This is a genomic window from Kitasatospora sp. NPDC001309 (genome assembly GCF_042896295.1).
GTDB lineage: Bacteria > Actinomycetota > Actinomycetes > Streptomycetales > Streptomycetaceae > Kitasatospora.
Map to the genome: position 1 here is coordinate 165821 of NZ_JBIAXC010000005.1, position 12803 is coordinate 178623.

10 protein-coding genes are annotated in these 12803 nt (G+C 74.5%); 6 read left to right on the top strand and 4 right to left on the bottom strand.

Annotated features, from left to right (window positions below; all coding sequences use genetic code 11):
* Positions 1 to 84: 84 nt before the first annotated feature.
* The 4 genes from ACFY2K_RS07420 to ACFY2K_RS07435 form a co-directional block, all read right to left on the bottom strand.
* Positions 85 to 627: a hypothetical protein gene (locus tag ACFY2K_RS07420; RefSeq protein ID WP_380532753.1), complete on the bottom strand. Its 543-nt coding sequence runs from the start codon at positions 625 to 627 to the stop codon at positions 85 to 87.
* A gap of 12 nt (positions 628 to 639) precedes the next feature.
* Entirely contained in the window at positions 640 to 1374 is a 735-nt protein-coding gene (locus tag ACFY2K_RS07425) for a 2OG-Fe(II) oxygenase (protein ID WP_387710106.1), read from the bottom strand.
* 234 nt (positions 1375 to 1608) lie between these two features.
* Positions 1609 to 3354, bottom strand: coding sequence for a putative Ig domain-containing protein (locus ACFY2K_RS07430; protein WP_387710108.1), 1746 nt, complete (start codon positions 3352 to 3354; stop codon positions 1609 to 1611).
* Between the two features lie 296 nt (positions 3355 to 3650).
* A complete protein-coding gene (locus ACFY2K_RS07435; protein ID WP_387710198.1) occupies positions 3651 to 4850 on the bottom strand; it encodes a M20 family metallopeptidase in 1200 nt (399 codons plus the stop codon).
* A gap of 263 nt (positions 4851 to 5113) precedes the next feature.
* Here ACFY2K_RS07435 and ACFY2K_RS07440 point away from each other — a divergent pair, with 263 nt between their 5' ends.
* The 6 genes from ACFY2K_RS07440 to ACFY2K_RS07465 all read left to right on the top strand — a co-directional run bounded on the left by ACFY2K_RS07440 (position 5114) and on the right by ACFY2K_RS07465 (position 12729).
* A complete protein-coding gene (locus tag ACFY2K_RS07440) occupies positions 5114 to 5455 on the top strand; it encodes a PadR family transcriptional regulator (protein ID WP_380532762.1) in 342 nt (113 codons plus the stop codon).
* Complete coding sequence (locus tag ACFY2K_RS07445; RefSeq protein ID WP_387710111.1) at positions 5452 to 6375, top strand: hypothetical protein; 924 nt, start codon at positions 5452 to 5454, stop codon at positions 6373 to 6375. Before ACFY2K_RS07440 ends, ACFY2K_RS07445 begins: the two co-directional genes overlap by 4 nt.
* A 145-nt stretch (positions 6376 to 6520) precedes the next feature.
* The gene (locus ACFY2K_RS07450) at positions 6521 to 7387 is read left to right on the top strand and encodes a DUF4184 family protein (RefSeq protein WP_387710113.1); all 867 of its coding nucleotides are present in this window, start codon (positions 6521 to 6523) and stop codon (positions 7385 to 7387) included.
* 648 nt (positions 7388 to 8035) lie between these two features.
* Positions 8036 to 8257, top strand: a complete 222-nt coding sequence (locus ACFY2K_RS07455; protein ID WP_380533068.1) for a hypothetical protein — start codon at positions 8036 to 8038, stop codon at positions 8255 to 8257.
* 9 nt (positions 8258 to 8266) lie between these two features.
* Positions 8267 to 11116, top strand: coding sequence for a hypothetical protein (locus ACFY2K_RS07460; protein ID WP_387710115.1), 2850 nt, complete (start codon positions 8267 to 8269; stop codon positions 11114 to 11116).
* Positions 11117 to 11472: 356 nt separating this feature from the next.
* Positions 11473 to 12729 carry an NAD(P)/FAD-dependent oxidoreductase gene (locus ACFY2K_RS07465; RefSeq protein WP_380531934.1) on the top strand — a complete coding sequence of 419 codons (1257 nt, stop codon included), beginning with the start codon at positions 11473 to 11475 and terminating at the stop codon, positions 12727 to 12729.
* Positions 12730 to 12803: the final 74 nt, after the last annotated feature.

Genomic DNA, 12803 nt, shown 5'->3' on the forward strand with positions numbered 1-12803 from the left:
CGTGGACGCGGTCGGGAACCAGCCTGCGCACCGGGACACTTCGTTGGCGAGCGTCCGGACGCGATTCGCCCCGGGAACGGACCGTCAGGACCCGAACGGCCCCGGACGGCTCCGGGGGCGGGCAGTGGTGAGCCACCCGTCGCGGACCTCCCAGGTGCCGCCGTCCGCGGTGGCGCCGCGCAGGCCGTGCAGGGTGTCGGGGCCCGCGAGGGCGATCATGTGCGGCTCGGCGAGGGCGGCGGAGCCGAAGGTCCGTTCGGCCGTCCAGGCGGTGCTGTGCCGGAGCCGCCGGGCCAGTCGGGCCCAGCCGAGGGGCGCGGCGGCGATCACCCAGGCGTCGGGCTCCTGGGCGGTGAGGCGCCGGGCCGGGCGCAGCCAGGAGGCGGCGTGTTCGGGCCAGTCGGTGACGGTGAGGACGGTGCCGCCGCGGGCCTGCCAGGCCTCGGTGAAGGCCAGGGCCGTCGCGCGGGAGGCTTCGTCGCGGCTGTGGCCGACGGCGACGGTGTGCACCCGGGGGCGGCTCGTGGTCAACAGGTGCAGCAGGGCGGCGAGTTCGACCTCGGTGTGCCGGGCGGGCACGGGCAGCGGCCGGTCGGCGGGTTCCGGGGCGGGCACGGGGGTGGGCACGGCGTCCCCGGCTCAGGCGTCGTGGAAGACGAGCCCGAGGGCGTGGCGCCGTCCCGAGCGTACGGTGCTCACGCCGTGCCGGACGGGGGCGGCGGAGTGGCCCCGGGCGGAGCGCACGGGCCGGTCGCGGGTGGTGAACACCAGGGCGTGGCCCTGGGGGAGGACGGTGCTGGTGCCGCGGGACTGTGCGCGGGGGCGCTGTTCGACCAGGAGGAACTCGCCGCCGGTGTAGTCGGTGCCGTGCCGGTCGAGGCCGATGACCACCTGGAGCGGGAAGACGAGGTCGCCGAAGAGGTCGCGGTGCAGCGCGTTCCAGTCGCCGGCTCCGTAGCGGAGCAGGATCTGCGAGGACTTGGCCTGGCCGGCCGCGTGGCACTGCTCCAGCCACGCGTCGAGGGAGTCGGGCCAGGGCGCGGGGCGGCCGAGCTTCGCCGCCCAGTCGCGGGCGACGGTGAGCAGGTGCGGGTAGAGGGCCCGGCGCAGGGCGTCGACGGGTGGCGGCGGCTGGTGGGTGAAGTAGCGGTACCGGCCGGAGCCGAAGCGGTGGCGGGCCATGTCGACGGTGCTGCGGAACAGGTCGTCGCGGTCGTAGTGGGCGGCCAGTTCCCGGCATTCCATGGGGGTGAGGAGCTGGGGGGTGAGGGCGCAGCCGTGGGCGTCGAGCTCTTCGGCGAGGGCGGGCCAGTCGGCCGAGTCGACGCGCTGCCGTACGGGTGCGGGGGAGGCGGTGGTGGTTCGGGTGCTCACGGGCCCAGTCTGCGGTGCGGCGTTGCCTGCTGCTGGCGGCTTCCGGACCGGGAGGTGTCGGCACGGCCGCGGGTGGCGGCGCGGTCGCGGGTGGTGGCGGGGCGTGGCGGGGGGGCGCCCCCCCCCCCGCGGGGGGGGGGGCGCCCGGGGGGGCGGGGGGGGGGTGGGGGGGGGGGCGGGGGGGCGGGCGCGGGGCCCCCCCCCCCGCGGGGGGGGGGGCCCCCCGGCCGTGGCTCAGGAGACGTTGACGGCGGTGTCGTCGAGGACGAAGGAGGTCTGCTTGGTGTAGTCCTCGGAGCCGGAGAACTTGAGGGTGACGCTCTGGCCGGCGTAGCCGGACAGGTTGAAGCTGTGCTGCTGGTAGCCGGTGGCCGCGTTGACGTTGGAGTAGGTCGCCAGGGTGGTGCCGTTGGCGGTCACGGTCAGCTTGTCGAAGGCGGTGGTGTTGCTGGCCGCGGTGTCGATGTGCAGCCAGAAGCTGAACGTGTAGGTGCTGCAGCCGGCCGGGAGGGTCACGGTCTGGGCGAGGGTGTCGGTGTTGGTGCTGCCGTACCCGTCGAGCCAGGCGTCGTAGCTGCCGGAGTGCGGCGGCTCGTTGGAGCTGCTGTTGATGGTGCTGGTGCCGCTGGTGTTGGTCTCCGTCCAGCCGGTCGTCGAACCGGCCTCGAAACCGGGGTTGGTGAGCAGCTGGGCGGCGGTGCAGCCGCTGCCGCCGCCGGTGGGCTGGACGGTCCAGGTGAAGGTGACGGAGGAGGACGGGCCGGTGGAGTCGGTCGCGGTGGCCGTCACGGAGTACGTCCCGGCGGTGGTCGGCGTGCCGCTGATCAGGCCGCTCGTGGCGTTGACGCTCAGTCCGGCGGGCAGGCCGGAGGCGCTGTAGCCCAGGGTGCCGCCGGCGGTGTCGGTGGCGGAGAGCTGGAGGCTGGTGGCGGTGCCGGCGGTGGCGGTGCGGGCGCCGGGGTTGGTGAGGGTGACGCTGCCGGTGGTGCTGCCGCTGCCGCCGCCGGCGAGCCAGGCGGTGGCGTTGAGGCCGAGGGCGGCGTCGGTGCCGGCCGGGTCGTCCCAGCCGTTGTAGACGGTCTTGCCGGGCTCGCCGGTGCCGTCGTCGATGGCGGAGCTGTCGCCCCAGACGGCGACCCGGCCCTTGCCGAAGCTGCTGGTGGCGAAGAAGGCGCCGGTGGTGCCGGAGGAGCCCGTGCGGTAGACGATGCCCTTGACGGCGGGGTTGTCGGCGGGCTTGAGGGTGAAGGTGGTGCCGTTGCGGATGATGCTGCCGGTGACGGTGCCGAAGGGGCCGTGCAGGACGGGGTCGGTGGCGTCGTTGACGGCGGTGGGGTTGTCGGTCTGGATGTTGAGCAGGTCGACGGAGAGCCCGAACGGGTCCTTGCTGTTGACCGAGTTGGTGGTCATCAGGTCGTTGATGACGGCGGGGGAGTCCCAGCCGTCGTTGTTGCGGTCGCTGCCGGTGTGGTCGGAGATCAGGAACAGCCCGCCGCCGTTCTGGACGAACGTCATGACCGCGGTCTTCTCGGCGTCGCTGAGCCGGACGTTGGGCTCGGGCAGGACGAACTCGTCGAAGTTGGCGAGGTCCAGCGCGCCGCCGGTGCCGTAGGTGATGCTGGAGCCGCTCGGCAGGGTCTTGAGGCTGTACTGGCCGGTCTTCTGGAGGGCGACGCCCCAGCTGGAGATGGCGCCGGTCCAGTCCGTCCCGGACTGGGGGTTGGCGTTCTCGGCGAGCGGGTCCGGCTGGCTGGTGCTGATGATCCAGTCCGCGTTGCCGGCGGTCTCCGCCTTGCTGTTGTCGAACAGGACGCGGTGCTGGGTGGCGGTCGCGGCGGCGGGGGCCGTCGTGGTGGCCGTCGTCGCGGTCGCGGTGGTGGCCGCCGCGGCCGGGTGGGGGGCGGTGCTCGCGACGGCGAGCACGGTCAGGACGGCGGCACCCAGGGCGAGCGGGCGTGTCACGTTGACGCGTCTGAGCATGGGTCAAGTCCCTTGGGTCGTGGGGATGCAGGGGAGAGCTACGCGCGTAGGCGCAGTGGCACGGTCCCATGATGGGGTAATCGGCGCTTGAACGGAACGCGACGAAACGGCTCATCAGTGCGCCCTCGGGCCTTTCGCCGGAAGCCTGCACAGCTGCGACACGGTTGGGCCACCGGACCTCCGCGCCCGCGCCGCGGCCCTTGCCGAAGCCTTTAACGAGGGCTCCGGCAAGGGCCGCGGAAATGGGAGTCCGGCGACGGGAGTTGCTCCCCCTGCACCGGTTGTGCGCGGGGCCGCTACCCCCGGGCCAGCCGCCCCAGGGCCAGACCCGCCAGCAGCGCGGCGCCGTCGCCGAGCACGCCGTCGTCGAACTCGGCCTCCGGGGAGTGGTTGTAGGGTGCGGTGAACGGGTCGCGCCCGTCGTCCGGGACGGCGCCGAGCAGCAGGTACGCCGACGGGACCAGTTCGCCCAGCACGCCGAAGTCCTCGGAGCCGGCGATCGGCTGGGGCATCTCCAGGAACCGCCCCGACCCGAACAGCCGGGCCGCCAGGCCGGACGCGAACTCCGTCTCCCCCGGGTCGTTGACGGTCACCGGGTAGCCGGGCTCCACCTCGGCCGTCACCTCCAGCCCGTGGGCCGCCGCGATCCCGTGCACCACCCGCAGGGACTCGGTGCGCACCAGCTCGCGCGAACGCGGCGAGAAGGAGCGGACGGTGGCCTCGAACCGCGCCTCGTCGGGGATCACGTTGGCCGCCGTACCGGCGCCCAGCAGGCCCACGGTGAGCACCACCGGGTCGAAGGCGTCGATCCGGCGGGTCACCATCGACTGGAGCGCCAGGACCGCCTCGCAGAGCGCCGGGACGGGGTCGAGCGCCGAGTGCGGGCTGGAGCCGTGCCCGCCGCGCCCGCGCAGGGTGACCCGCAGGGTGTCGGAGGCGGCGAGCACCGGCCCGGGGCGGGTGGCGACCACCCCGTTGGGCAGGATGGCGGCGGCCACGTGCAGGGCGTACGCGGCCACCACCCGCTCCCCGGCCGCGTCCAGCACGCCCGCCTCGACCATCAGCCGGGCGCCGTCCGCCCCCTCCTCGCCCGGCTGGAACATCAGCACCACGTTCCCGGCCAGCTCCGCGCGCCGCTCGGACAGCAGCCGGGCGGCGCCGACCAGTGCGGCCGCGTGCAGGTCGTGCCCGCAGGCGTGCATCACCCCGGGGGTCTCGGAGGCGTACGGCAGCTCGGTGCCCTCCTGCACCGGCAGGGCGTCCAGGTCGGCCCGCAGCAGCACGTTCGGGCCCGGTCGCCCGCCGCGCAGGACGGCGGTGATCGAGCTCAGTCCCTTGCCGAGGGTGAGTTCCAGGGGGAGGCCGTCGAGCGCGGCGAGCAGCCGGGCCTGGGTGCGGGGGAGGTCCAGTTCGAGTTCCGGACTGCGGTGCAACTCTCGTCGTAGCAGCGCGAGTTCGGGTTGCAGGAGGGCGGCCGAGCGGAGCAGCTCGGGCAGGTCGAGCCGCTCCCACGGTGCGGCGGGCGCGCCGGGTGCGCCGGGGGTGGCGCTGGGCAGGTCGGACACGGGGGACCTCCAGGGGTGGACGGACCGGGGGGAGCCCGGGGTGGCTGCTGCCATGATCGGAGGTTGCCCACCCCGATCGGGCCCGGCACACGGGAGGGCCGTGAATCCGGTGCGGACGCCACGGGAAACGCTCCGGGGCATGGCCGACCTCGGGCTTCGTTGAGATGGTCCGACGGAGTGACTATCGTCATGGGGTGAGTGAGCGTGTGATGCAAGAACCCACCGTGATGGTCCTGACCGCCCTCGCGGACGCCCCCCGGCACGGCTACGCCATCTCCCAGGAGATCAAGGCGATGACCGACGGCCGGGTCGCCCTGCGCACCGGAGCCCTGTACGGGGCACTGGACCGCCTGCTGGCCGACGGCCTGATCGAGGTCGAGCGCGAGGAGGTCGTCGACGGGCGTGCCCGACGGATCTTCACCCTCTCCCCGACCGGCCGCGAGCGGCTGGCCGTGGAGGCCGACCGACTGGCCGCGACGGCCCGGGAGGCCACCCGCCGGCTGTCCGCCGCCCGACCGGCGGCGACCGGCACATGATCGACCACCTGCTGCGCCTCTACCCCGCCGCCTACCGCCGGGCCCACGGTGCGGAGATCGCCGCGACGTACCGCGAGCTGACCGCCGGCGAGCCGCTGGGCCCACGCCTGCGGGACGCGGCGGAACTGGCGGGGCACGCACTGCGGCTGCGCGCCGGACTGGGGCCGGGCACCGCCGCCGCACGGATGCTCGGGACGGCGTACCCGCTCGTCCTGGTCGCCTCGGCCGCCGCCAGCGGGCTGCACCTGCTGCGCTGGTACGCCGCCGTGGCCGCCTCGCCGGCCCCGCTGGGGGTGCAGCTCCGGTCGGACCTGTCCGGCGTGTGGGGCGTACTGCTGCTCTCCTCGCTGCTGGTCTTCGCGGGGGCGGCGGCCGCCCTGGCCGGACGGTGGCGGGCGGGCGTGCCCTGCACCGTGGCCGGCCTGCTCGCCTTCGCCACGGCCGCCGTGGCCAGCGGGCCGGCCCTCGGCGACCCGGTCGCCGGTCCGGCCGCCGCCGTGCTGGCGGCGGCCGCGCTGCTCGGCTGCCCGCCGGACCGGCGCACGGAGGCCCTGGCGGTCGGCCGCGCGGGCACGGCCGGGGTGGCGGTCGCGCTGGTCCTGGTGCCCCGGGCGGCCGTCGCCGCGCACGCCGTGCCCTGGATCAGCACCGACTACGGGTGCTGGCCGCTGCTGGTGCTCGCCGCGGCGGCGGCGGTGACGGCCTGGCGCAACGGCTCCCGGGGCGGCGACTCCCGGGGCGCCCGCGAGCTGGCCGTCCGCGAACTGGCCGCCCTGGCCCTGGCCTCCCCGTTGCTGCTCGCCCAGGCCGGCACGGTGGCCTGGGGCGACCCGACCGCGCTCGCCGTCCTGGCGACCGTCCTCACGGCAGCCCTGGCGGCCGTCCCGCTCGCCGGCCGCCTCGGACGGTCCCGGCGCTGAACGACCCGACCCCGCCGAGCGGCCCCCCGGCCGAGCGGCGGGGTTCGTCGCGCACGTATTACTCCGTTTGACGTAGCATTCCGTTCAACGGACTATCGGGCCGTCGACTCCACCGGATCCGGCGGGCCCGCGCGAGAGGATGCCCATGCCGTTCACCCTGTCCCACCCCGCAGCCGTCCTGCCCCTGCTGCGGACGCCGTTCAGCCGGGTCGCGCTGGTGGCCGGGGCCGTCGCGCCGGACCTGCCGTACTTTCTGGTCACCACCGGACTGCCGGTCAGCGCCCAGTCCTGGTACGAGCCCTTCGCCAACGCCACCACCACCCACACCCTGCCCGGCGCCCTCACCGTCGGCCTTCCGTACACCCTCGCGCTGTGGGCGCTCCTCCTGGCCGGGTGGCGGCCGCTGGCCGCGCTGCTGCCGCTCCCGGCGCCCGCCGCGCGGCAGTCGTCGGGCGGTACAGGTGGTACGGGCGGTACGGCCGGGGCGGTGGTGCGGCGGGTCGGCTGGGTCCTGCTGTCCGCGGTGATCGGGCTCGCCACCCACCTGGTCTGGGACTCCTTCACCCACTACGACGGCTTCGTGGTCACCCGCGCGCCGTGGCTGAACACCACCTTGGCCGGCAGCCTCACCTGGGCCCGGGCCCTGCAACACGCCAGCACCATCGGCGGCCTGGCCGCCATCGCGGTCTTCGTCTGGCGCCGACGGGACCGGCTGCGCACCGGCGCCCGGCCCTTCACCGGCCGGCGCCGCCACATCCTGGTCGCGCTGGCCCTGTGCGCGGCCGCCGGGGCCGTCGCGCATGCCTGGTGGTGGCTGGCCGGCCCGCAGGCGGTGGCCGACGGGCGGCCGTTGGACGCCCTGCTGGAAGGCGTGCTGTCCGACGCGGCGAAGGGCGCGGGCGCCGGCCTGATCGCGGCCCTGGTGCTGTACACCGCCGCCTGGTGGATCCGCCGCGCGGCCCTCGCACTGCGCGGCCGCGCGGGCGCCGCACAGGCCGGTACCACGGCCTGAACGCGGCAGACCGTCGTGCCGCCCGTCGTGCCGTCCGACGGTTCGGCAACTCCTGCCTGCCGTCCAGGACTTCGCTGTCGTGCGACGTTTCGGGGGCGCCCACCGGGCGCCCCCGAAGGGCCGGACGCTGGGTCCGGGTGGTGGCCGGCTCCGCTGCATCGGAGGGCGGCCGCGGTCCCTGGGTGTCGATTGCTCGCGACCGGGACTTCGGGTTCAAGGCTGGCGGGGAGCGGGGCCGGAACGCCCAGTTGCGTGCTGCGGGGCCGGACGGCGGGATGGCGGCGGCGCTGGACGGGGTCGCTTCGGTGGAGGATGACCTGGGCCTTTTCCCGTTCCACCGGGCGTGATTGTTGCGGCGGGTTCCGGACTCGCGCGCAAGAAATCCGGGGGGTGCCGTCCGTCGGGACGGAAAACCCGGACAGGGGCGCGATCCGGCGTGTGCGGGGGCGCTCACAGTGGCCGCGAGCTGCGGATACCTCCGTCGATCATGCGATGTTCTTTCGGAGCGGAATGCCGGTTGGGCCGTTCGGGGAATTCGCGGGGCACGTCGTACCCGAGAATGAACGGCGGGTGCCGGGCGGGAGCTGCAATCTCCGGTCCGGGTCTTCAAGACTCGATTGAACGTCAATTCGATTGTAGGGACTTCGTATGAGTGTGCCGCGTCCGCGGCGGACGACGGCGAGCAGCAGCGTGCTGCCCGTTTCGGCCGTCGTCCTGGCGTTGGGTGTTCTGACCGCGGTCGTCGTTCTCGCCCTGGCCGGGGTGTCCACCGAGACGATCATCGCCCTGTCGAGCGCGGCGGTCTTCGCCGCGGCCGAGCTGACCAGACGGCTGGTCGCCGCCGTCGCCCGCGGACGCCGGCGCAGGTGAGCGTGCGCCATGGGACGGCACAAGAAGGCAGTGCCGGACGGTGCGTTCGCGGAACGGCTCGCCGTGTACCTGCGCGGCCTGCGGGAGCGCAGCGGCAAGACCTACGAGGCCATGGAACCCTTCTCCGTCGCGACCTTCTCGCGTGCGGACTCCGGTGCTTCCAGGCCGAGTTGGCGCGTCGTGGAGGCCTACGTACGGGCCTGCGGCGGACGGCCGTCGGAGCTGCGCAAGGCCGGCCGGCTGTGGCAGGAGACGCCCGCGAGCCAGCCGGCGGCGGACGCCCCGGCCGACGGCGCCGACGCCTGGCCCGAACCGGACACCCTGGTGGAGCCCCACCAGCTCGGCGAGGTCATGCGGATCGCGCGGAAGGCGTGCGGCGACCCGTCCTTGCGCGGCCTGGAGGTGCGGGCGGCGCAGCTGGGTGAACAGCTCTCCCGCAGTACGCTCAGCGACGCGCTGCGCAAGCGCGGCGGGCCGCAGTTGCGGACGTTCTGCGTCTTCATGCGGGTGATCGCGGACTATCCGGGGTCGCCGGCCGCCGGTTACCCGGCCCGGGTGTGGGCCGAGGCCTGGCACCGGGTGCAGGAGGGGGGCGGCGGGGCGGCGGCGCCCGCGGTCGGGCCGGGGCGTCCGTCGGCGGCGCGCGGTCGCGCGCCGTCGACCGGGGAGGGGCGGCGGCGCCCGCGGCTGCTGACCCGTCCGTGGGCGCCGCCGGGGCCGCTGCGGGACCTCAAGGACGCCCTGCACGACCTGTACCTCGCGGCCGGCGCGCCGTCCCTGGCGGACATCGCGGGCGCCGTCCGGCTGGACGACTCGCTCGCCGCCGCACCGGAGCGGGACAGCGTCCGCCGCCTGCTGCGCTCGCCCCAGCTGCCGCCCAACCCGCACGACGCGGTGGCGGTGGCGTCGGTGCTGGCCCGGATGGCGGGGGGCGGGGCGGCGGTCGCGGCGGGGGAGGCCGCCCTGCGCGCCCGGAACCTGTGGATCGCGGCGGCGGCGGAGCCCCCGTACGGGCACGCCGTCGCGGACCTGCTCGATCCGATCGCCCTCGGCGTCCGTCCGACCTTCGCGTTCCCGGACATGCCCGCCACCCTGCCGACCCTGACCCCGTACGTGGACCGTCTGCACGACCGGGCGCTGCTGGACGTGGTGCGGCTGGGGGTCGGCGGGCACAGCGGCATCGTCATCGCGCGCGGTGCACCGTCGACCGGCAAGACGCGCAGCTGCTGGGAGGCGGTGCGGTCGCTGCCCGCCGACTGGCGGCTGTGGTACCCGGCCAATCCCTCCGACACCGGGCAGGTGCTCCAGGCGCTGGCGGGGGCCGGGCCGCGGACGGTGGTGTGGCTGGACCGGATCGACCGCTACCTGGACGCCGTCCAGGGGGTGACGGCCCAGCGGATCCACGACGAGATCAGGCAGGCGCTGTCCGACACCCGCCGCGCCCCGGTCCTGGTGATCGGGACGGTGTCCGACTCCGCCCGGATGCTGACGGGGGAGGGGGGCGAGGAGCTCCCGAACGCCGCCGCGCTGATGCTGATCGAGGAGGCGGGCGTCAACGTCCCCAACTCCCTGACGGGCAGTGAGCTGCTCGGGCTGGCCGCCCTGGCGCACCGGGACCCCCGGCTGTCGCTGGCCCAGGCCACCGCCAAGGAGACGGCCGTGCAGTTCCTGGCCAGCAACCACGGCGCCCACCCCGTGGTCAACGCGTACTCCTTCCACACGGCCGTGACCACCGGGGACACCGACACGCTCGTGGTGGGCGCGCGGCTCCTGCACGAGACCGGCCGCCCGCGGGAGGCGGTGGCCTGGTACCAGGCCGCGGCGGAGGCCGGCGACAGCCAGGCCGTCCGGTCGGCGGCGAGCCTGCTCAGCGAGAGCGGCGACCTGGCCGAGGCGATCTCCTGGCTGCGCGAGCGCGCCGACGCCGGCGACACCCACGCCGCGCTGGAAGCGGCGCGCCAGCTGGAGCACGACGGGCAGGACGAGGAGGCGATCACCCTCTACCAGCGCGCCGCCCAGACGGGTGGCAAGAGCCAGGCGCTGCGCTCGGCGGCGGCCGTGCTGCGTCGGCACGGCCGGGCGCCCGAGGCCCTGGCGTGGTTGCAGGGCCGGGCGCGGGACGGCGACGAGAAGGCGTACCGCGAGGCCGCCCACCTGCGCTGGACCACCGGTGACCGGGAGGGCGGACTGCGCTCCTACGAGGAGGCGGTGGCCGCCGGAGACACCACCGCCCTGCGCGAGGCGGCGGAGCACCTCCAGGCCGCGGACCGGGTCGAGGAGGCGATCGAGTGGTACCGGCGCGCCGTGCGCGGCGGCGACAAGGTGGCCCTGCGGCCGCTGGCCGACCTGTTGAAGGCCGAGGGCGACCTCGACGGCGCCCTGCCGTACTACCTGCGGGCGGCGGAGCTGTCCGACGTGCTGGCCATGCACCAGGCGGCCGCGCTCTACCGCCTGGGGAAGCAGCCGGCCCGGGCGCTGCACTGGTACCGGGAGGCCTCCCGGCACGGGGACGACTCCGCGCTGCTGCACATCGCCGCCCTCCACCAGGAGGCCGGGCGGATCGACACCGCGCTGACCTGGTACGCGAGGGCGGCCGACAGCCGGATCCGGGACGCCTACCGGGAGGCCGTCTGGATGCTCTGGGACGCGGGGCGGCTCGACGACGCCTACGCGTGGCTGGAGGGCCGCGTCGACAACGGCGACCGCCGGGCGCTGCGCGAGATGGGCGACCTGCTCCGTGAGGTCGGCAGGCTCCCGGAGGCGCTCGCCTGGTACCGCCGGTCCGCGGCGCTGGGCAGCAGGTACTCCCTCCGGCACGTGGCCCGGTTGGAGGAGCGGTGGGGGGCCGGGTCGGCGTAGCGGCCGGTCGCCCGGCGGCTCCGGTGATTTTCGGCCACGTCGCGGCCGGATTCCCCTGCGAACTTCACGAGTTACTTCACCCCAGTGATTCCGGGGTCCTTCCGGCGGTGATTACCGGGGTAATCAGAGAAATGACATGTCTCAGGAATGTGAGCAAGATGTGTGCCCTGGTATGTCCGCCTTTGGTCGGACAAGTCACCGGTGGTGAGGCGCGTAGACAGCCGGGGAATTGCCTGGGCACTACCAACTCTTGACCTTCCCTAGGGGATTACGTAGCCTCCTGATCAATACGGAGGGCCGGTCGCCGGGGTGTTCGAGCGAGCCAGTTGCCGCCGTGGGGTGACCAATTCGAATCCGTGGGGGATCTCGTGTACGACGTCATTGTTGTCGGTGCCCGCTGCGCCGGATCGCCGCTGGCCATGCTGCTGTCCCGGCAGGGCCACCGGGTGCTGGTGGTGGACCGGGCCTCGTTTCCCAGCGACTCCGTGTCGACGCACTACATCCATCAGGCCGGGCTGTTGAAGCTCAAGGAATGGGGGCTGCTCGACGAGATCGTCGGCGCCGGAACGCCGGCGCTGCGCACGATGCACTACGCCTACCGCGGGATCGAGCTCAACGGCTTCGCCGAGCCGGTCGACGGCGTGGACGCCGTCTACTGCCCGCGCCGCACCGTGCTCGACGAGATCCTCGTCAACGCGGCCCGCCGGGCGGGCGCGGAGGTGCTGGAGGGCTTCACCCTGACCGACCTGGTCTTCGACGGCGACCAGGTGGTCGGCATCCGCGGCCGCGAAGGCGACGGCCCGGAGCGGGAGTTCCGCTCGACCGTGGTGGTCGGCGCCGACGGCTTCCACTCGACGGTGGCCAAGCGCACCGGAGCCGAGCTCTACAACGTGCGCCCGGCCGCCGGGTTCATCTACTACTCCTACTACACCGGGCTGGAGGACTGGGGCCTGCACCACAAGACCGGCATGAACGAGCGCTGGTTCGGTACCTGGCCGACCAACGACGGGCTCCAGATGCTGGCGACCATCTGCACCCGCCGCCAGCTCAAGGAGTTCCGCCAGGACGTCGAGGGCCGCTTCCAGGCCGTGTTCGACGACGTGTCCCCCGAGATGGGCGTCCAACTGCGGGACCAGGGGCGGCGCGTGGAGGACTTCAAGCCGATGCGCTACCCGGACAACTACTACCGCCGCGCCTACGGTCCGGGCTGGGCCCTGGTCGGCGACGCCGGCTACCACAAGGACCCGTACACCGGGTGGGGCATCACCGACGCCTTCCTGCACGGCCAGCTGCTGGCCGACCGGCTCCACCAGGGGCTGGCCGGGGAGCGGCCGATGGAGGAGGCGCTCGCGGAGTACAACAAGCTCCGCGACGAGGAGAGCGGCGACGTCTACGACTTCACCACCACCCTCGGCGAACTCACCGAACTGCCGCCCTTCTTCCGCGCCACGATGTCCGCGATGAGCGCCACCCAGGAGTGGACCGACCGGATGCTCGGCCTGATCGGCGGCATCGTCGAGGGGTACGAGATCTACGCGCCGGACGCCCTGGAGCGCCTCTACGACAGCGCCGGAGTGCCGCAGGACCAGCGGATCTACGACCCCGCGGGCTGAGCCGCCCCGCCCGTCCGATGGTCCGTCACAGCACTGCCGCAGCAGTCGTTCCAGTCCGCCGAGGGAGCCAGCAG